This window comes from Nocardia sp. NPDC004573, assembly GCF_053602135.1.
The window spans coordinates 42,347-62,227 of the sequence record NZ_JBSGDA010000020.1 but is presented as its reverse complement, the minus strand read 5'-3'; the positions used below and the strand labels follow the sequence as shown (position 1 = coordinate 62,227).

Genomic DNA, 19,881 nt, shown 5'->3' with positions numbered 1-19,881 from the left:
TCGCACGACGAGGGGGCCCGTCACCGGGCCCCCTGCGAACAGCGAAGTGTCCCTTACACGTTCACGCCGTAGTCGCGGGCGATGCCCGCCAGACCCGAGGCGTAACCCTGGCCGATCGCGCGGAACTTCCACTCCGCGCCGTTGCGGTACAGCTCGCCGAAGACCATCGCGGTCTCGGTCGAGGCGTCCTCGGTCAGGTCGTAGCGGGCGAGTTCCTCGCCGTTGCTGCGGTCCACGACGCGGATGTAGGCGTTGCGGACCTGGCCGAAGGACTGCGACCGGGAGTCGGCATCGTAGATCGAGACCGGGAAGAAGATGCTCTCGATCGTGGGCGGGGTGTTCGCCAGGTCGACGTTGATGACCTCGTCGTCGCCCTCACCCTCACCGGTCCGGTTGTCGCCCACGTGCTCGATCGAGCCCTCGGGGGAACGCAGGTTGTTGAAGAAGACGAAGTGCTGGTCGGACAGGACCTTCTTGTCCGCGCCGGTCGCGATGGCGCTCGCGTCGAGGTCGAAGTCGGTACCGGTGGTGGTCCGCACATCCCACCCGAGGCCGACCGCAACAGCAGTGAGGTTAGGCGCCGCCTTGGTCAGCGAGACATTGCCGCCCTTGGACAAACTGACACCCATGCGGGATTCCCTTTCAATAGTCCGTCATTGGTTCCCAGCATGTCCGAATCGCCGGGTACGCCATACGACAGTAGTAGGTTTCCGCGAACTTGCGTAGGAACCGGCGCAACCCCCGGCGAACAGGAACATCTCCTACCATCGGGGCGTGGCAGGGCGTAGGCGGGGTTGGTTCCGTTCGTCGGGAAACGACGAGTGGATCGAACACGCCCGCGCCACCCTGGCGACGGCGTTCCTCGACATGGACCGGCGGCAGAGCGCGGCCGAGGCGGCGGTGCACGCCGCCGAGCAGATTTTCCCGGAGCGGCGCATCGGCGCGCGCTGGGAACCGGTGCGGCACAGATGTTATGGCGCGGCGGAGGCGTACCTGACGCTGAGCGCGGAGCTGGAGGCCGCGCAGCAGGGCGGCCCGTCGGTCCCGCAGGGCCGGGAGCGCGTCGACGCCGCGGTACGGCAGCTGACCGACGCGGCGCGCGCGGTCGACGAGTTCTACCGCGGCGACCAGGGCAAGCTCGAAGAGGCGGTGGCCGTGCTCGGTGCGGTGCCGCAGTTGGTGCAGCAGGTGAAGGCCGCCGCGGCCGGTGTGCGCGCCCGGGCCGCCGAATCGGAGTTCGAGCACTATCCGTCGGTGCGCCTGCGTGCCGCCGCCGTCGATGAGGCGCTGGTCACACTGGAGGCGGCGGATGCGGGCGCACCCACGAGCACGGTACGGGAGGCCGCGAACCGGCTGCAGGCGGCCACCGGGGAGCTGGCGGAGGCCTTGGCGCAAGCCCCATCTCGGGCCGGGGCGGCGAACACCGCGATATCGTCCGTGACAACCCGCCTTGCCGCCGTCCGGACCAGGGCGGAGGGGGTTCCGCAGGCGTTCTCGGCGCTGCTGCGCGAGTTCAATGCTGCGAGTTCGGCCGATCTGGCTAACAATGAGCGGGAAAGCCAGCGAGCCATCGAGGCCGCGGACGCTGCCCTCGGCAGGGCACGTGCGGCGGCGGTGGCGAACGATCCGGAGTTAGCACTTGATCTGACCACATCCGCGCGCGGGTACCTCGCCGAGGCCGAGCAGCGAGTCGACGCCGTCACCAAGCGGCTGACCCTGCTGCGTGCGACTCGGTCCGACCCGCAAGAACAGGCCAAGGCCGTACGATTCCGGCTGCGGGACGCGCAAATGCTCGCGGTGAGCCGCGGGCTGGTCGCCGAATGGGGTTCGGTGCTCGACGCGCAAGCGGCACGGATCGACCGAATCAGCGAAACACTGTCGGGGCGTCACCCCGACTACTGGGCCTATGTGACGGAACTGGACGCCGTCACCGAATTCATAGCCGGGGTAGTGGATCGAATGAGAAGACAAGCAGGACCACGACGAGAATGAGGATGGGGCAACGATGACCGCAGGCATCGCCGTCCAGCAGGAGGTTTGCCTGCGGAAGCGCATGCCGCTGCGCCACTTCCGGCAGCTGCACGGACCGGAGGCAAGGCGACTGTTCCACCGGCAGCCCGAACCGTTCGGCGACGACCACACCGATCGCGAGCTGCTCGCGATCGGGCTCGGCGCAACGCTGTACGCACCGGCGACCAGGCCCGATCTCGCCCTGACGATCGGCAGGCGCGCCGAGCACGGTGTGTGTTCGATGGTGATCGACCTCGAAGACGCGGTCGCCGATCACGAGGTGGAGTACGCTAAGCAACAGACCGTCGCCGCGCTCGATCTGCTCGCGGGCAGCCACGACGCCAACCCGCTGTTGTTCGTGCGGGTGCGCGACGCGGACACGATCACCGAGCTGATCGAGCAACTCGGACCGGGCGCCAGGGTGCTGACCGGTTTCGTGTTCCCGAAGTTCGACAGCGTCACCGGCCCGAAGTACCTCAACGCGCTGAACGTGGCGGCCCAGCGGGTGGACCGGCCGCTGTACGGAATGCCGGTGCTGGAGTCGCCGGGGCTGGTGCACCGGGAGACCCGCGACTACGAGCTCACCCAGATCGCGGCGTTGCTGGCCGCGCACCGGGACCGGGTGCTCGCGGTACGGGTCGGCGCGACGGACATGTGTTCGACGTTCGGCATCCGGCGCGATCGCGACCTGACGATCTATGACGTGCGCGTGGTCGCCGACGTGATCGCCGACATCGTGAACTACCTGGGGCGCGCGGACGGCACCGGTTTCGTCATCACGGGACCGGTGTGGGAGTACTTCGCCGACCACGAACGGATGTTCCGGCCGCTGCTGCGGACCGCGCCGTTCGAGGAATCCGACGCGGTGCCGTTCCGGCAGTACCTGGTGAGCCGGGATCTGGACGGCTTGCTGCGGGAGATCACGCTGGACCGGGCCAACGGCATCCAGGGCAAGACGGTGATCCACCCGTCGCACGTGGCCGCCGTGCACGCGCTGTCGGTGGTGACGCACGAGGAGTACTCGGACGCGCTGGACATTCTGCGCGAGGACGTCGGCGGCGTGGCGGCCTCCGGTTACCGGAACAAGATGAACGAGATGCGGCCGCATCGCAGCTGGGCGCGGCAGACGCTGTTGCGTGCACAGGTGTTCGGCGTGGCGAACAAGGGAGTGTCCTTCGTGGATCTGCTGACGGCGTTGGTCACCGTATGAGCCGGACTTCGACCGATCTCGGTCACAACCAAATACCCTGGGCGACAAGAAATCTCGGTATCGATCTGCATCACGATCCGAACGGCGGCGCAGAGCGGCTGCGTTCGGCGCGGCTGCCGATCACCGCGCTGGTGCAACCGGGCGTTCGCCACAACAATCGGCGCCGGGCGCATCTGCTGGTCTCCACCGTGCTCGGCAAGCACCTGCCCACCGATCCGCGCGTGGTGCTCGGCGCGGGCGATCAGCTGGGTGACCTGGTGCGCGCGGTGCTCGGTGATCGCGAAGCCGTGGTGCTCGGGTTCGCCGAGACCGCGACGGGGCTCGGCCACTGCGTGGCCGCCCGGATCGGCGCGCACTGCTACCTGCATTCGACCCGCCGCGTGGTGCCGCACGCGCCGACGCTCGCCGGGTTCGAGGAGGGGCATTCGCACGCCACCTCGCACCTGCTGCAACCGGCGCCGGCCGACATCTTCGTCAACGATCTGCCGCTGGTGCTGGTCGACGACGAGATCTCCACCGGAGCCACCGCGATCGACGCGGTGCGCGCGCTGCACGCCTTCGCGCCACGGGCGCACTACGTTCTCGCGTCGCTGGTCGATCTGCGGGCGGAGGCGGATCGCGCCGAATTCGACGCCGCGGCGGCGGAGCTCGGCGCCCGCATCGACACGGTCTGCCTCGCCACCGGCCGCGCGTCGCTGCCTCCCGGTCTCGTCGAGGCGGTGCGGGCGCTGCCCGAACCGCGGCTCAATCCGACCGCGGGACAGGCGGGTTCGTTCGGGCGGGTCGAGATCCCCTGGCCGGCTGCCGTTCCGGAGGGCGGCAGGCACGGCATCCTCGCCGCCGACGCCGAGGCGTTCGAGACCGCGCTGCTGGACGCGGGGCAGGTGCTGTCCGCCCGGCTCGCCGCTGATTTCCCGGGCCGGGCCGTCATCGTGCTCGGGCACGAGGAACTGATGTACCTGCCGCTGCGGTTGGCGGTGCTGCTCGCCGATTCGGGGACGCCCACACGTTTCCAGACCACCACGCGCTCGCCCGCGTACGTGCTGGACGAGCCCGGGTATCCGCTGCGGCGGGGGTTCCGGTTCATCGCGCCGGAGCCTGGCGATACCGCGCCGCGTTACCTGTACAACGCGCAGTGGCCCGGGACTCTCGACCTGTTCGAGGCCGATCCGGCGCTGCTCGTCGCTCCTCCGTTCGGTGCCGATGCCGCCATCACTGATGACAGTGTCGACAGCGGCGCCGAGGGTGACGCTCCGGCGACCGATCCGGTGCTGGTCGTCGTGGTCGACTCGCCGGCCGACACGGCGGAGTTGATGGCCGAGCACGGGCTGGTCGACGTGCTGACCGCCTCCGGGGCGGATGTGCTGCTCGCCGTGCTGCCGGAGGCGGACCCGCGTCGGCTGCACGCCGAACGCGCGCAGGCGGCGCGGGGGAGCCGAGCGTGACGAGCACCAGGGTGGGTGCGCTACCCACGCCGCTGCACGGACCGGAGTTCGGCTCCTACGCGGCCGATGAGGTCTCCTGGCTGCTGAAGGACCTCTCGGACGTCGATCTGGAGGCCGACGTCGCCGAGCGCGAACGGCGGATCCAGGCGGGGAAGGCGCACTACGCGGAGTCGCTGCCGATCGAGTACCAGCCGGACGCGGCGTACCGGTCGCTGTTCGACGAGGTGCTCGCGACCAGCGCCGAGCGGCTCGCGCTGGCCGTGGCGACCGTGTCGGAACTGGTCGTCGCCGAACGCGGCGCGGACATCGTCCTGGTGTCGCTGGCCCGAGCGGGCACGCCGGTCGGCATCCTGATGCGCCGCTGGCTGCGTTCGCGGCGGCCGAGTCTCGAGGTGCCGCACTATGCGGTGTCGATTGTGCGGGATCGCGGCATCGACGCGGTGGCGCTGGACTATCTGGCCGCGCATCACGACCCGGCCTCGGTCGTATTCGTCGACGGCTGGACCGGCAAAGGGGCGATCACCCGCGAGCTCACCGAGGCACTGGACGCCTATCACGCGGCCGGTGGCCCCCGGTTCGACGACGAATTGGCGGTACTGGCCGATCCGGGGCACTGCGTGCGCACCTACGGCACGCGCGACGACTTCTTGATCGCCTCGGCGTGCCTCAATTCGACGGTGTCCGGTTTGGTCTCGCGCACCGTCCTGAACGACACGCTGATCGGCCCCGACGACTTCCACGGCGCCAAGTTCTACCGCGAACTAGCCGGTGACGACGTGTCCGGGCGTCTGCTGGACACCGTGAGCGGCGCCTTCGATGCGATCCGCGACCGGGTGCCCGCGCAGGTCGCCGGGATCCGCGGGGGTGACCGGACGCCCACTTGGACCGGCTGGGCGTCCGTGCAGCAGGTGCGCGAGCAGTACGGCATCACCAGCGTGAACTTCGTGAAACCCGGCGTCGGCGAGACGACCCGGGTGCTGCTGCGGCGGGTGCCGTGGCGGGTGCTGGTGCGTGAGGCGGACGCGCCGGAGCACGCGCACATCCGCCTGCTCGCCGCGTCCCGGGGTGTCCCGGTCGACGTCGTCCCCGACCTGGCATATTCGTGCATGGGATTGATCAAGGACGTGCAGCAGTGAACCTATCTCCGAGAGCCCACCGAAGACGTGCGCTGATCGCGACCGACCTGGACCGGACGATGATCTACTCGCGTAACGCCTTCAGCACCACCGCCGACGTGCCGACGGTCTGCGTGGAGCATCTGGAAGGGGCGCCGCTGTCGTTCATGACGACCACCGCGGCGCTGCGGATGCAGACCCTGACCGAACCCGCCGCCGTCATTCCCACCACCACCCGCACGATCAAACAGTTCGACCGCATCCGGCTGCCCGGAGCGCCGTGGCGCTACGCGATCACCAGTAACGGCGGGAACATCCTGGTCGACGGCGTACCCGACCTGAGCTGGCGCATCGCCATCGACGCCCAGGTTCGCGCGGGGGGCGCCACGTTGTCCGAGGTGAGCAAGGAACTGCACACCCGCATCGATGACTCTTGGGTCACGAAGTTCCGCGTGGCCGACCATTTGTTCTGCTACCTGGTGGTGCAGCCCAAAGAGGTGCCCGAGGGCTTCTTGGCCGAGTGGGACGAATGGTGTCGTCCACGCGGTTGGTCCGCCTCCCAGCAGGGCCGCAAGATTTATACGATGCCGCAGGTCGTCTGCAAGAGCCGCGCGGTCGCCGAGGTGCGCAAGCGTCTCTGGGAAAGCGGAGAACTCGCCGACGAGGCCCGCACACTCGCGGCGGGCGACGGCGCCCTCGACGCCGAAATGCTCCGCGCCGCCGACTCCGCCATCCGCCCCCGCCACGGCGAACTCGAACAACTCAACTGGACCCACCCCAACCTCACCATCACCCGAGCCACCGGCATCCTCGCGGGCGAGGAGATCATCAACTGGTTCATCAAGGGAGCGCCGGCTTCCGCCGAGTAGCGAGCACGGCATCCGTGTACTGCCCGGCGGTGAGATCGCTGTCCGCGATTCCGAGTTGACGGAGGGTGGACCGGACTACCTCCAGCGCTTCCGCCAGCTCCGATTCGGACACCACGGTCTCGAGCTCGATGAACGTGCCGTCCAGCTCGGGGACTGTTACCAGCGTGGCCAGCAGATCGCGGCCTGCGGATGCGAATTGATAATTGACGCAATGCTTCTCGAAGCGGACCAGCTCTTTCAGGCCGATACCACGTAGCGCGGAGTCGATCACCGCGGGGTCGGCCACCTCGGTTTCGTATTCCGGCTTCGATCCACTGCTCGCGTCGACCGCGGGTTCCTTGTAGGTCAGCATGGATCGCCTTCCATTGCCCGTAGTGATCGTCCGCAACCGCAGCTCACGGCCCTCCGAAGACAATCGCTCGTCCGCCAGGTCGTAGTAAGTGTCCTCATACTTCGCGCGCTGGCCTGCGCTCCGCGCCGCCAACGCAGCCTGCACTGACTCGACGTCACGGACTCGAGCCTTGAGTTCGGCCTCGATCATGTGACCGATCGTCCCTCGATCGGACGGGCTTGGCGCCACATCTGCTCGAACTGCCGCAAAAATCCGGCATGCAGCACTCCATTGGTCGCTGCCGTGAGCTTGTACATCCCTGAGCGATGGCCCTCGGCGGCCGCGCCGAAGGCGGACAGATACAAAGTTTGGTCGAAAACCAGCATCCGCCAGGTCGGCAGCGTGTCGTAGACAGCGACTTGTAGTTCGACAGAGGGATGCTCGTGAAACTCGGACACCCGTGCCAAGGCGAGCTCGATGCCCGCAGCGAAGGACTGTCTCGATTCGCCGATTTCTGCTGCGCGGATGCCTGTGGCCTCTGAATCTGGATCCAAGAGCAGAGCTCGGACAGCGACGCTCTTCGTCCGTCGCAGCAGTGTGCTGCGCAGCAGCGAGTCGTTGAGCGCCAGCAGCCCCAGACCGCGTACCGCCAACAGGTCGATTCGATCTGCGATCAGCGCTTGTCGGCGCAGTTCGGCATCGGCCTCGGACTGCACGGTGAACGCTTGCGCGATCTCGGCGTGGCCGGTAAGTGTATGCGCGTGTCGTGGAGCGAGGCCGAACAAGACACGCGCGTGGTCCGGCATCGAGATGCCATCCGCGATCCGTTCGAATACTTCGAAGCGTGTGACAGTTCTTCTGCTATTGATGATCTCGTTGACTCGGCCCTGGCCCAGCCCTACTGCCGCTGCGATGCGTGCTTGGCTCGCCCCGGTGTACCGCTGAACCGAGCGGAGTAGCGCCGCTACATCGCGTCGCCGCAGGAGCGCGCCCACCTCGGGCTTGTGCCAGACCGCCGCAGGGACCTCGATTCCCCCGTATTCGGTCTCCATTGCGCCCAGCAGGTATCTCACAATGAGATACCTGCTGAGGTATCGAGTGGAGGGCAGCGCCGAAACCACAATTTCTCTGTAATCGCCGCTCTGCCTGTACCTATGGCGAGTTGGCGGCAACTATCGAGTCCGTCGAGAGGTTGTGTGTGATGCCCGCCGATCTCGTTACTACGAGTGTCGTTGTTGTCGCAGTCCTGTTCGGTCTGTGGATTGTTTGGTTCGTGCTGCCGTGGCTCATCGATCGCGAGGACGAAACCGATGAATCGGTCGATGCGTACGACATCATCCAGCGCATCGAGCAGGAGACGGACCGATGAGCATCTCGCTCGCCGACGCCGAGCAGTGGCGCAGGATGCACCGAAACTGCGCGGTCGATGGCTCCTTCCGATCCCTGGAGCAAGCGCTTCGTTGCGAATGTCCACTGCGGCCACGGTCCTGGCTGCAAGCAGTACTTGTCCGCCTCGGCCTACAGCTTCGGATTGTCGGAGGATTAGCCGTGGACGGGCAGGGAAGGAACCAATAGGGCGGTCCCGCCGCCTGGATGCAGCACGCCGATGGGACGTGGTCGGTCGTAGATGAGTACGGATTCGCCAGCGAACCTTTCCTAGTCATCGACGGAAAGGCATTCCCGATCGACTCGACCAGCGAATAGTCGTGCCCGCCCATCGGCCGATCGGGATGGATTCGCCTGCTACACGGCGCTGGGGGTCGGCTCGAAGGTGGATTTGAAGTCCGGACATTCGACCAGGGGGTCGTGGGTGCAGGTGGAGGCGTGGCGGAGGCTGTCGCGCATGCGGATGAGGCGGGCTATGTCGTTGTCGAGTTCTCGTGCTTTTTCCGCCATGCGGGTGCGGAGTTCGGCGTCGGTGGGGGAGGCGCGCAGGAAGCGGGCGATCTCGGCGAGGGTGAAACCGGCGCCTCTGGCGCAGGTGATGAGGGCGAGGCGGCCGAGAACGTCGGGGTGGTAGAGGCGGCGCAGGCCGTTGCGGCCGGTCGCGCTGATGAGACCGCGCTTCTCGTAGAAGCGCAGTGCGGAGGGGGCGAGGCCGGCGTGGCCGGCGACTTCGGCGATATCGAGCAGGTCGGTCATCTCGTCTCCTTGACTTGAACCGCACTTCAAGTCACAGACTAGCTCGCATGACAATCCACCACCTCAATTGCGGCTCGGTACGGCAGATCGAAGCCACCTACGACGGCCCCACCCCCGCTCATGCCGTGAACCACTGCCTGCTGGTCGAGACGGCGTCCGACGGACTGGTCCTGATCGAGACGGGCATCGGACTCGATGACGTGCGCGACCCGGCGGGCACCCTCGGGGCGGACTGGGTCACGATGGCCCAGCCCGTGCTCGCCGAAGACGAGACCGCGATCCGGCAGGTCGAGCGGCTCGGCTACGACCCCGCCGACGTCCGGCACATCATCCTCACCCACCTCGACGTGGATCACTGCGGCGGACTGCCCGACTTCCCGCACGCGCGGGTCCATGTGCTCGCCGCGGAGTTGATGGCGGCACAGGCCGAAGCCCCGAGTTTCCGCTACCGCCCCGCGCACTGGGCGCACGACCCGCACTGGGTGAGCTATCCGTCGGACCCGACCGGGAAGTGGTTCGGCTTCGACGCGATCCAGCCGAAGGACCTGCCCGACGAATTCCAACTGATCCCGCTGGGCGGGCACACCGCGGGCCACACCGGTGTCGCCGTCCGCGATGGCGACACCTGGCTGCTGCACTGCGGCGACGCGTACTACTACCATCGCGAACTCGACCCGGCTCCGCAGCCGCACCCGGTGCTCGACATCGTGCAGACCAGCTCCGAGGTCCACCACGACCTGCGGCTGGGCACCCAGGCACGGCTGCGCGAACTACACCGAGATCACGGTCACGAGGTCACGCTGATCAGCGCGCACGACCCCTGGGAGTTCCAGCGCGCGCGCTGACTCACCGACGCTGCCAGCACTGCGCCCGATCGCCGAGATTCCACCAGGAGACGTAATCCGGGTCCTGGTCGAGCACCGTCCATCCGGCCTCCAGCGTGTCGAAGAACGCGCTGTCGGCCGTGCGCCCGCCGCGCGGTTCACCGACGTAGATCAGCAACGAGCCGCCCGCCTCCTGGTAGGCGACGAGGGTGCTGGAGGCCATCGGGTTCTCCCAGCCGGGCGGCCAGCAGAGGAACAGCGCGTGGTCGGCGTGCGTGGCGACCAGCTCGGTCGCGGCGGACGGCGGCACGGCGGTGGGATGCCAGGTCGCGGTTTGTCCCGCTGCGGCCGGGAACGCGGGGTTGACCGTACGATCGGGGGGATGTGAGTCGAAAGCGCTGGTGGGTGACCCGATTCGAGTGAGCTGATGCGCCCAGTAACCGCGTCCGGCTCCGACCTCGAGGATCGGCCTGCCTTGCGCTACATCCGCCACCCACCGCAGCGTCGCGGGGGAGGGGATCGCGTAGGCGTAGGCCGCTTGCAGGAGGATCTGCGCATAGGCGAGCCGTGCGCTGCCTTTCGGGTTTCCTCCGTTCACCTCCGCACGGTTCCCGCGCTCCCTCGGCCCGGGCGACACCGCCGCGGCCACGATGTCCCAGTACGGGTTCGTGCTCGCGCCACCGGTCATGTAGTGCAGCAGGTGTAGGTCGAACCTGGCATCGGCGATGTCGTCACCGGTACCGGGCAACCGGCCTGCGGTGGCCCAATAGTCGGCGACCCGCGGATACGTTGTCGCGAAACTGGATTCGTCCTGGACCAGGTCCGTCAGCGCCGTGCGACGCTGCGGCGAAAGCGCCAAGTCAGCCATTCCCCGATTCTCCGACGCCCGTCACCGGGCGCCGGGGAGCATCGGGTCGATTTCACCGGACCGTCGTGAATCCTTTGCTCGCCGTTGAGGATTTGCCTACCGGCCCGAGTTACGCCGACGCGATTCGCCTGCCGGCCTACTCGCCGTCGCGGATCGACACCAGTCCGCCGAGCGTGCCGAGGTAGGCGGCCCCGTCGGGGCCGATGGCGATTCCGGCGTAGTTGTTGTTGAAGCCGAGACCGTTGCCGGACAACTGTTTCCACACGGTCGCGCCGGTGCGGTAGTCGAGGGCGGTCCAGTACCAAGGATCGCTCGGCTCGGCGCCTTTCGTGTAGGTATAGATCAACCCGGTGGCCAGGGACAGCTTCGGTACCACCGTTGGCGCGGCTTCGACCGAGTTCGTCCAGGTCAGATGGCAACCGTCGGCGTCGATGTCGACACGGGCGAATCCGGGAGTGGTGGTCTTTCCGGACGCGACCGCGTCGGGATGCGAATACCCGTAGTTGTTCTCGACGATGAGTGAACGCCCCGCCCCGATCAACGAATTCTCCGTGGCGCCGCGGCCGGGCTCGAACACCGGCACCGCGCAGACCTGACGTTCGGCGACCGACGGCGCCGTGCGGTAGACGACGACGTTCATCGGATCGGCATTGTCGGTAATGGCGACATAGCCGTCGGGCAGGACGGTGGGCGTGGTGCCGGTTCCGTCGTCCACCTGGCCCGGCTTGTGCTGGTTGCTGTTGGCGTAGGTGGTCTGCCATGTGATCTGCGGTGCCCCGTCGGGTCCGGCGTCGAGACGCAGAAGTTGCCGGTTGGTGGCGAGGTAGACCTCACCGGCCGCGCCGACCGCGAACGAATTCTCGATCTGGTTCTCCGTGCCGGCTCCGAGCCGGACCACCTGCGGCGCGCCGGTATCCGGATCGAGGGTGCCGACCACTCCGTTCGTTTTGGCCACGAACCAGATCCGGCCGTTGGAGTCCGGCAACGCGGAGTTCAACGTCTCGCCCGGGCGCAGCACGCCGGTCAGATCGTAATCACGCACGAGCGAGAAACCGTCGGCAGCGGGAGTTTGGGCGAATACCTGAATATGCCCGGTGCTGGTGCCCACGATCGCGCGGTCCTCGTCGTCGAGGTAGAAGTACCCGCCGCCGACGAAATTGTTGAATGCGCCGGGTTGCAACGTATCGATGGGACTCTTGCCGGGCAGGGGATGTTTGCCGAGCACGCTCATCGTCGTGGGATCGATGAGGTAGAGGCCCGGTTGCAGCCCCAGGCACGTGGTGACGATACGGCCGGCGCGGTCGAACGCTATCGAGCCGCATTCGCTGCCGAGCAGTAGGGAATCCGTCCGCGGCGCCCGGCCGAGCGGCCCGGGCCGGGTATAGGTGTCGCTCATCCATCCGTCGTTGTGGACGCCCGAGTTCCCGTTCGGCGCCAGGTGCGGGTTCTGCGGGACCGCGCGGATACCGGTGATCGGGTCACCGCTCGCGGCAGCACCGACGAATCGCGGCGGTTCCGGCACGGCCGGGAGCGAAGGAATCGGCGCCGCGGCGGCGGGCACCGCTACTGCGGCGAGGATTGTCGCGGGCAGCGCCGCACGCAGAACCTGGGAGGAGAGGATGTGAAACACGAGTGAACGGTATCCGTGTCCGGCGAGCCGCGAATCCCCCACACGAGTGATTACGCGCGCCCGGAATCACGCGCGACCCGGAAACCCGTCCAAGCACTCCGTCGCTCAGTACTGCTGGTGCCCGGCCAACTGCTGCGCGATGAGTCCTTGCAGTCTTTGCAGGCCGCCGACGGTGATGCCGCTCTGGATCTGTCCCTCGATGGTCCGCACCAGCATCGAATCGCTGAGCACCTTCTCGCTGGACTGGATCAGCACGGTCCCCGCACCCGTGAACTCGAACTGGCGCTCCTCACCGGAGTTCACGCCGAAGCGCGCCGCACCGGCGGCCAGGAAGTTCGAGATCCATCCTTCGTCGTAGTGGTGGCTGGGGGAGGGACAATCCGCCCATCCGACCAGTGATTCCGGGTCGACGCGCAGCGGCGGCTCCGCGAACATGACCGGGCCGTTGGACGATGCGAGGAACTTGCCGGTGCCGATGAGAGTGAGGAACCCGGGCACGATGGACTGGTTGAGCGACAGGCCCGGCTCGAAGGCCAGCAGGTTCGCCGCCCGGATGGTCAGGTTGCCGTTGTCCTCGAGATCGTAGGAATTGATGTCGTAGCCGCGGTCGCCGATGATCAGCTTGCCGTGCCCCTCCGCGACGACGTAATCGCCGGTGAACAACGGCGCGGAGAACTGCTGCGACACCATATGCAGCAGACCGCCCTGCAATCCGTGCGTGAGCATCTGGAACCGCATGTCGCCGTAGTAGGCGATCATCGCGCCCTTGCGCATGAACCACGGTTTGTTCAGGTCGATGCTGTACGCGTAGCTGTTTCCCGGGATGTTGTCGCTCTCACCGAGATTCATGGGGTTGAGGATCTGGGACATACCCTGCTCACAACTTCTCTTCGGAGGCCTGCACGTAGACGACGCCCTGCCCGACGCAATGCAGCTGCATCGCCTCCCCGGAGCCACGGCCGACGGCATCGCGCCAGCTCAGCGCCGACTTGAGCTCGGTCTGCACGTTGCCGTAGGCGGCGACGAAGGCTTGCGGGTCGACCACGATCGGATTCGGCCCGCCCACTTGCAGTTCCAGGAATCCACCGTGCCCGAGCAGCACCGCGGCGCCGTGCCCGGACAGCTGGGTGGTGAACATGCCCTGGCCGGTCAACGCGCCCGAGGCCGCGCCGCGCAGCGCGCCCATCAGGCCGCCGCCTCCGCCCCCTCCGCCCGAACTCATGACGGAGACGACCGAACTCTGCAACCCGGCGGTGTTGGCGAGCAGCCGAGATGCCTCGACGCGCAGCGTCGCACCCGGCTGCAGGTTTACCACGTGAACCTCCAGGCCGGCGAATCCGTAATGGACCACGCCGTTGCCCTGTGCGAGCATGGTGCGCTCGTGCTCACCCGCCATCGCGCGGCCCGCGAGACCCATCAGCCCGCCCATGCCGCCCATGCCCTGGGCGCCCGGGATCTGATGGGGCGCGAAAGACACAGCGCCGGTATAGAACAGCATCGCGCCGTTGCGAGCGACCACCCCGCCCGCCATGCCGACATCGACCTTGACGACTTTGCCGTTGACCTTCTCGAACACCGCTCGCCCTACCGTTCCGCCGGTTGGATCGACACCACGCCCTGGCCGTCCCAGCGCAACGAGAACGCCTCGCCCGCGTCCTGGCCGACGAAATTGCGCCACGACACGTCGGTGACGAAGGACTGGTTGAGGTTCCCGCGTGCCGCGACGAACGCGTCCGGATCCACCACCAGTGGATACTGCGGGGAGACCTCCAGATGGATGAGCGGGCCACCGGCCGAGAGCAACGCGACCTGACCCTGGCCGGAGACGGTCGTGGTGAACAGGCCCTGCCCGGTGGACGCACCGCGCAACCCGGCGAAGCGTACGTCGGTGCGCAGGTTTCCGGCGAAGGCGAGCAACTGCTGCGACTCCACCTGCAGCGTCTCGTTGTTCAGGTTGACCACGGTGACGTGCTGGCCGTTGACCGCGAAGAACACCCTGCCGTGCCCGGCGCATTCCATCAGCGACAGTTTCTCGCCGGTGGCCCGGCGCTTCAGCCCGGCGAGCACGCCGTCGCCCCCGCCGAAACCGGCCGCTTTGAACTGCACGTTTCCTTCGTAGGCGATCATCGAACCGGAGATCGCGCGGAGGCTGGTCCCGGACAGGTGAGCCTCGATCACCTTCTTCGATTGTTCGAACAGTTGCGCCATGCGGTGTTTGCCTGCTGTCTCGATCGGGAACACGATGTGACCGCCGTATTCCATCTGCGTGCCGTCACCCTAACCGATGCATTCGCGGGTGTCGGGCCAGCGCGGCCGTTCAGTACGAGCGGCGCGCAACGCGTTTCTCGTAGAGTGTCAGGCGAACGCACCGACAAGCGAAGGGTCGAACTTGTCCGCAACACTCGCCAAGGGCCAGAACGGTCCGCTGGCCACCAACGACGTGGTGATTTCCGTCCAGCTCTCGGCGCCGGCGGATCTGTCGGCACTACTGGTCACCGAGCGGGGCAAGGTCCGTTCCGACGCCGACTTCGTCTTCTTCAACCAGCCCAGCGGTCCCGGCGTCAACCTGCAGCCCGCCCCCGCGGGACAGCCCGCGTCGCTGGCGGTGTCGTTGCACGCGGTGCCCGCCGACATCGACCAGATTCGCGCGGTGATCACGCTGGACGACGCGAACAGCAACTTCGGCAGGTTCCCCGCCCCCACCGCGATCGTGTCGGACGGGGCCGGTAACCAGTTGTACGAGTACCGCATCGAAGGACTGAACACCGAGTCGATCGTGATCGCGCTCGAGCTCTACCGCCGCCAGGGTGCGTGGAAAGTGCGCGCGGTCGGGCAGGGGTACGCTGGCGGTTTCGCCGCGCTGGTCACCGATCACGGTGTGACGGTCGACGACGCCCCAGCCCAGCCGGCCCAGGCGCCGCAGGCCCCGCCACCGCCTCCGCAGCAGCCGGTCCAGCAGCCGCCGAACTACCCGCCGCCGACCACCCCGGCGTACCCGACCCAGGAGCAGTCGCCGCAGTACGCGCCGCCCGGGCCCGGTTACCCGCCTCCTGGTCCCGGTCAGCCGCCGCAGGGCGGGCCCGGCTACCCGCCGCCCGGCCCCGGTCAGCCGCCGCAGGGCGGACCCGGCTACCCGCCGCCCGGTCCCGGCTACCCGCCGCCGCCCGCCCCCGGCTACCAGCAGCCCGGCCAGCCGCCGCAACAACCCGCCGAGGTCAGCCTGAGCAAGGACCGCCCGGTCAGCCTGGTCAAGGGCCAGCGGGTGACGTTGCGCAAGGAAGGCGCCGCGCTGACCTTCGTCAAGATGGGCCTCGGCTGGGATCCGGTGCGCAGCCGCGGCATGTTCGGCAACCGCACGGTCGACATCGACCTCGACGCGTCGGTCATCATGTTCGCCGACATGAACCCGGTCGACGTCGCCTACTACGGCCAGTTGACCTCCAAGGACGGCTCGGTCCGCCACCAGGGTGACAACCTCACCGGCGAGGGCGAGGGCGACGACGAGATGATCCTGGTCGACCTGACCCGCATCCCGGCGCACATCACCACGCTGGTCTTCGTCGTCACCTCCTACAAGGGGCACACCTTCGAGCAGGTGCAGAACGCGTTCTGCCGCTTGGTCGACGGGACGAACAACGGCGAACTGGCCAGGTACACCCTCGCCGGCGGCATGCCGTTCACCGCGATGGCGATGTCCAAGCTGTACCGGGTGGGCAACGACTGGAAATTGCAGGCGCTCGGTGAGGGCTTCCAGGCCAAGCATCCGGGTGAGGCGGTGCCGCAGCTCGGCCGGTTCCTCGTCAACGGTTGACCGGCGGCGGACAGCGGGGCGGATACGGTGATTCAACTGCAGGCCGGTCAGAACATCCCATTGACCGGTGAGGTCGTTCGTTTCAGCGCGAAAGCCGAGGCTGCCCTCGATGTTTCCGCGCTGGTGGTCGCCGAGAACCTGAAGGTTTTCTCCAGCGACGATTTCGTCTTCTACAACCAGCCCGCCACGCCGGGGGTCGCCTTGGCCGCCGACGGCGTCACGATCACGCTCACCGAGGTACGCGCCGACGCGAAGGCCGTGCTGCTGGTGGTGAGCGCCGACCCGTCCGCCCCCGCGCGGGCGGACGGCCTCGGGCCGGTCACCGCCACGTTGTCCGAGAACGGCAGCGCGACCGCGGAGTTCGCGATCACGCCGTCGTCCGGTGAGACGGCGCTGATCTGTCTGGAGGTGTACCGGCGCGGCCCGGCCTGGAAACTGCGCGCGGTGGGCCAGGGCTACGCGGGCGGGCTGGCCGTGCTGCTCACGGCGCACGGCGTCGAGGTCGACGGTGCGTCCCCGGAGCCGGGGCAACCCGGCACGCACACCATGACCGGCCCACTGGCCGGTGACGCGCAGATCGCCGCCGCCGGTGCGCCGCTGGAAGTCGGTCACGGCTTGGAGCGGCTGTGGATGGTGTTCGAGGACGCCGCGCGGTCGGCCGCCGCGCTGGTCTCGGCGCGGGAGTACGCGGCCAAGCGGCTGGACAACGAACTGTCGCTCGCCGTCTCCGATCCCGCGACCAGGAACACTCCCGAAGCCGAGCAGGCGCGTCGCGTCGCGCAGCAACGGCACGACGAGCTCGTCGGCACCGCAGAGCACAACCACCAGCGCGACGCCGAACAGCTGAAGGGCGAACTCGCCGAGGCCGACCGGGTGCTGCCGCCGGCTTTGGCGTCGTGGGACTCGCCTGCCTGGGACAAGCCGCCTGCGCCGAGCGACGGCATCCGGCTCGGTGAGCTGTACGCCCTCGACCGGGGATCGCTGCGCATCCCGTATTGCGTTCCGGTGCCACTGAACCGGCCGCTGTGGATCGATGCCGAATCGACCCGCGCGGTCGCGCCCGTCGTGGGCGCGCTGCTGGCGCGGTTGCTCGCCACGGCGCCGCAACGGCGGACGCTGGTCGACATCATCGATCTCACCGACGCGTTCAGCGGCTTCACCGGCCTGCTCGCTCCGGTGCTGAACGGCCCGCCGATCACCGACCACGCCGACATCTCGGAGCGGTTGCAGGCGCTGGTCGACGCGGCCGAACTCGCCGAATTGGCCTACACGAGCGGCGCCTTCACGCCACCCGCCGAGCATCGGGTGCTGTTGGCGGCGGATTTCCCGCACGGATACCAGAGTTCGGACGCCCAGCGGATCGGCGCGTTGATCACGCGGGGCGAGTTGATCGGACTGTCCATCGTGATCGTCGGCGCGAACGAATCCGATTCGGCCGACACCACCGTCGCGATGCTGTCGCAGTCGTGCCGCCACCTGCCGACCGTCGACGGCACGCCACTGTTCGATCCGTGGACCGGTAGCGCGTGGCAGCTCGATCTGGACATGTTGCCGCAGGAACCGGAGCGGCAGGCGCGCTTCCTGCGCACCAGGTGAGCGTCCGAGCCCGCGGCCGGTCAGCCGCGGGCGACCGCCGGTCGCGGTCGCAGCGGCTCCGGCAGCCAGGCCGGCTGCGGGTCCGGCATGCGGTCGACGATGCCGCCGACCGGGTCGTCGACGAAGTCGCGCCGCACCAGGTCCTCCTCCGGGCGATAGATCTGCCGCACGATCAGCGCGCACAGCCCGAGTACCGCCAGGTCGCGCAGTGCGACGGTGCCGGTGAACCACTGTTCGGGCAGGCCCTTGCGGTCCAGACCGAGGTAGTAGAACATGCGCGGGACCCAGACCAGGGCATCGATGGTCATCCAGGCCAGCAGGATGCGCCGGTGCGGAAGTGCCAGGACGGCGAGCGGCACCAACCACAGCGAATACTGCGGACTCCACACCTTGTTCGTCAGCAGGAACGCCGCGACCACGAGGAAGCACAGTTGTGCCAGCCGCGGCCGCCGCGGTGCGGTGAGGCCGATGTAGGCGATCACCGCGCAGGCCGCGACGAAGGCCAGCAGCGAGACGGCGTTCAGGATGGCGGGCTGCTCCCCGTGGGTCAGCACGCCGTCGAAGCCGGGCCAGCCGGTGAACGACGAGATCACGTTGTAGATGGAATCCGGGTCGGCGTGCCGGGTGGTGTTGAGGCGGAAGAATTCTCGCCAGCCGTTCGGGAACAGTGCGGCGATCGGCAGATTGACCGCCAGCCAGGTGGCCAGCGTGGCGCACACCGTGACGGACGCGGCGCCGAGCGGACGGGCGCTGAGGAATTGGATGCGGTAGGGCGTTTCACGCACCCACGCCAGAAAGGTGTGCCAGCCGTCGATGTCGCGAATCCGCAGGCCGAGGTGCGTGCGCGGGGTGCGCTGCGTGGTCTCGGTACGCAGGCACAACACGACGATGGGACCGAGCAGCAGCAGCGGATACAGTTTCGCCGCGCCGCCCAGACCGAGCAGCACGCCCGCGACCACCGGTCTGCGCCGCGCCCAGGCGAGCAGGCCGGTCGCGGCGAAGGCCGTCGCGAGCGCGTCGAAATTGGTGAACGCGTGCACGATCACCAGCGGTGAACAGGCGATCAGCGCCGCGTCCCAGATCCGGCGGCCGGACAGCAGGGCCGACGCCCAGACGGTGATCAGCCAGGCGATCGCCAGACCGAACGCGACGACGTTGAAGTAGATCACCACCTGCAGCGCACCGGGCAGCGGCGCGGCGTCCCAGCTCTTCGCGATCCGCATCGCGAGATACTGGTACAGGCCCGAGAGCACCGGATACTCCATGTATCGCGTCTCCCGGCCACCGTCGGGAGTCTGCTCGGTCCACTGCTTCTTGTACGGGAAAGCACCTTCGTTCAGTCTTTCCGCGCCGTACAGCGGGACGGTGTCCGAGTAGCACATCGCCACGTACTGGCGGCCGTTGTTCCAGTCGAGAGTCGGACCGTCCGCGCCGTCGGTCTGCTGAATGCAACCTGCTTTGCCGAACCAGCCCAGCGCCAGGAACACCACCGTGAACGCCAGCAGCACCCGCATGGGCGTCCAGAACCGCACCCGCCCGATCAGCGCGTGATCACCGACCGGCCCGCCGATCACCGTGGACAGTTGCGCGGCGAGGGAGTCGTTGCGACTCGGCCGGTCTCGGCCATCCGCCGATCGCAGATCGGATGCGAGCGGAGCCGGGGCCGCGTAGTACGCCCCACCGGGCTTCACCTGGTCCGACAGCGGTGCCCTCCCATTCCTCCGTGGCTCCACCAGCTGCTGATCGGTCACGGATCCCGAGGCTACCCGGAGTGCGCCGCGCGGTCCGGATCGACTCGTCTCTCCGGTCTAGGCGTTGCCACCCGCGGGTCACACACTAAGCTGCGAAAGAAGTTAATTCTCTTCCTCGGTAATGGCGTGGGTGTTATGATTCCGATAGGTTTGGCGCGCAATGCTGACGCGTCTACTTCGAAACGGGGTGGGCATGTTCAAAAGATTATTCGTCTCGCTGACTGTCGCTGGAGCGGTGCTGGTCGGGCTTGCCGGAAACGCCACCGCTGGGTATTCGTC

19 protein-coding genes are annotated in these 19,881 nt (G+C 67.9%); 9 read left to right on the top strand and 10 right to left on the bottom strand.

What is annotated here, in order from left to right; genetic code table 11:
- Positions 1-53 precede the first annotated feature (53 nt).
- Positions 54-629 carry a TerD family protein gene (locus tag ACWEKR_RS26305; protein ID WP_452356737.1) on the bottom strand — a complete coding sequence of 192 codons (576 nt, stop codon included), beginning with the start codon at positions 627-629 and terminating at the stop codon, positions 54-56.
- A 145-nt stretch (positions 630-774) separates the two neighbouring features.
- Between ACWEKR_RS26305 and ACWEKR_RS26300 the strand changes: the two genes are divergently transcribed.
- From ACWEKR_RS26300 to ACWEKR_RS26280, 5 genes are read left to right on the top strand one after another with little or no spacing between them, the layout of a single operon-like run.
- A complete protein-coding gene (locus ACWEKR_RS26300; RefSeq protein WP_452356736.1) occupies positions 775-1,992 on the top strand; it encodes a hypothetical protein in 1,218 nt (405 codons plus the stop codon).
- Between the two features lie 13 nt (positions 1,993-2,005).
- A complete protein-coding gene (locus ACWEKR_RS26295) occupies positions 2,006-3,220 on the top strand; it encodes an HpcH/HpaI aldolase/citrate lyase family protein (RefSeq protein ID WP_452356735.1) in 1,215 nt (404 codons plus the stop codon).
- Positions 3,217-4,665, top strand: coding sequence for a phosphoribosyltransferase family protein (locus ACWEKR_RS26290; RefSeq protein WP_452356734.1), 1,449 nt, complete (start codon positions 3,217-3,219; stop codon positions 4,663-4,665). The genes ACWEKR_RS26295 and ACWEKR_RS26290 overlap by 4 nt, the downstream gene beginning before the upstream one ends.
- Positions 4,662-5,801 carry a cysteine protease StiP family protein gene (locus ACWEKR_RS26285; RefSeq protein WP_452356733.1) on the top strand — a complete coding sequence of 380 codons (1,140 nt, stop codon included), beginning with the start codon at positions 4,662-4,664 and terminating at the stop codon, positions 5,799-5,801. Before ACWEKR_RS26290 ends, ACWEKR_RS26285 begins: the two co-directional genes overlap by 4 nt.
- A gap of 59 nt (positions 5,802-5,860) precedes the next feature.
- Positions 5,861-6,649 (top strand): HAD family hydrolase, encoded by a 789-nt coding sequence (locus ACWEKR_RS26280; RefSeq protein ID WP_195090733.1) that lies wholly within the window; start codon positions 5,861-5,863, stop codon positions 6,647-6,649.
- Here ACWEKR_RS26280 and ACWEKR_RS26275 read toward each other — a convergent pair.
- Positions 6,621-7,190 (bottom strand): class IV adenylate cyclase, encoded by a 570-nt coding sequence (locus ACWEKR_RS26275; protein WP_452356732.1) that lies wholly within the window; start codon positions 7,188-7,190, stop codon positions 6,621-6,623. The two genes, ACWEKR_RS26280 and ACWEKR_RS26275, sit on opposite strands and share 29 nt — an antisense overlap.
- Complete coding sequence (locus ACWEKR_RS26270) at positions 7,187-8,053, bottom strand: helix-turn-helix domain-containing protein (RefSeq protein WP_452356731.1); 867 nt, start codon at positions 8,051-8,053, stop codon at positions 7,187-7,189. Before ACWEKR_RS26270 ends, ACWEKR_RS26275 begins: the two co-directional genes overlap by 4 nt.
- Before the next feature lie 128 nt (positions 8,054-8,181).
- Between ACWEKR_RS26270 and ACWEKR_RS26265 the strand changes: the two genes are divergently transcribed.
- Positions 8,182-8,349, top strand: coding sequence for a hypothetical protein (locus ACWEKR_RS26265; protein ID WP_452356730.1), 168 nt, complete (start codon positions 8,182-8,184; stop codon positions 8,347-8,349).
- Between the two features lie 374 nt (positions 8,350-8,723).
- Here the strand turns inward: ACWEKR_RS26265 and ACWEKR_RS26260 are convergent, their stop codons facing one another.
- On the bottom strand, positions 8,724-9,122 hold the full coding sequence (locus ACWEKR_RS26260) for a MerR family transcriptional regulator (protein ID WP_452356729.1): 399 nt from the start codon (positions 9,120-9,122) through the stop codon (positions 8,724-8,726).
- A gap of 47 nt (positions 9,123-9,169) precedes the next feature.
- On the opposite strand from ACWEKR_RS26260, the gene ACWEKR_RS26255 reads away from it, so the two are divergent.
- Positions 9,170-9,967: an MBL fold metallo-hydrolase gene (locus ACWEKR_RS26255; RefSeq protein WP_452356728.1), complete on the top strand. Its 798-nt coding sequence runs from the start codon at positions 9,170-9,172 to the stop codon at positions 9,965-9,967.
- Between the two features lies 1 nt (position 9,968).
- Here ACWEKR_RS26255 and ACWEKR_RS26250 read toward each other — a convergent pair whose 3' ends face one another.
- The 5 genes from ACWEKR_RS26250 to ACWEKR_RS26230 all read right to left on the bottom strand — a co-directional run bounded on the left by ACWEKR_RS26250 (position 9,969) and on the right by ACWEKR_RS26230 (position 14,652).
- A complete protein-coding gene (locus ACWEKR_RS26250; RefSeq protein ID WP_452356727.1) occupies positions 9,969-10,814 on the bottom strand; it encodes a hypothetical protein in 846 nt (281 codons plus the stop codon).
- A 136-nt stretch (positions 10,815-10,950) separates the two neighbouring features.
- On the bottom strand, positions 10,951-12,444 hold the full coding sequence (locus ACWEKR_RS26245) for a hypothetical protein (RefSeq protein WP_452356726.1): 1,494 nt from the start codon (positions 12,442-12,444) through the stop codon (positions 10,951-10,953).
- Positions 12,445-12,549: 105 nt separating this feature from the next.
- Entirely contained in the window at positions 12,550-13,314 is a 765-nt protein-coding gene (locus ACWEKR_RS26240) for an AIM24 family protein (protein WP_195092376.1), read from the bottom strand.
- A 7-nt stretch (positions 13,315-13,321) separates the two neighbouring features.
- A complete protein-coding gene (locus ACWEKR_RS26235; protein WP_452356725.1) occupies positions 13,322-14,020 on the bottom strand; it encodes an AIM24 family protein in 699 nt (232 codons plus the stop codon).
- Between the two features lie 8 nt (positions 14,021-14,028).
- Positions 14,029-14,652 carry an AIM24 family protein gene (locus ACWEKR_RS26230; protein ID WP_452356796.1) on the bottom strand — a complete coding sequence of 208 codons (624 nt, stop codon included), beginning with the start codon at positions 14,650-14,652 and terminating at the stop codon, positions 14,029-14,031.
- Between the two features lie 181 nt (positions 14,653-14,833).
- Between ACWEKR_RS26230 and ACWEKR_RS26225 the strand changes: the two genes are divergently transcribed.
- On the top strand, positions 14,834-16,255 hold the full coding sequence (locus tag ACWEKR_RS26225) for a TerD family protein (protein WP_452356724.1): 1,422 nt from the start codon (positions 14,834-14,836) through the stop codon (positions 16,253-16,255).
- Positions 16,256-16,282: 27 nt separating this feature from the next.
- Positions 16,283-17,851, top strand: a complete 1,569-nt coding sequence (locus tag ACWEKR_RS26220; protein ID WP_452356723.1) for a TerD family protein — start codon at positions 16,283-16,285, stop codon at positions 17,849-17,851.
- A 20-nt stretch (positions 17,852-17,871) separates the two neighbouring features.
- On the opposite strand, the gene ACWEKR_RS26215 is transcribed toward ACWEKR_RS26220, so the two are convergent.
- Positions 17,872-19,554, bottom strand: coding sequence for a glycosyltransferase family 87 protein (locus tag ACWEKR_RS26215; RefSeq protein ID WP_452356795.1), 1,683 nt, complete (start codon positions 19,552-19,554; stop codon positions 17,872-17,874).
- Between the last annotated feature and the right edge of the window lie 327 nt (positions 19,555-19,881).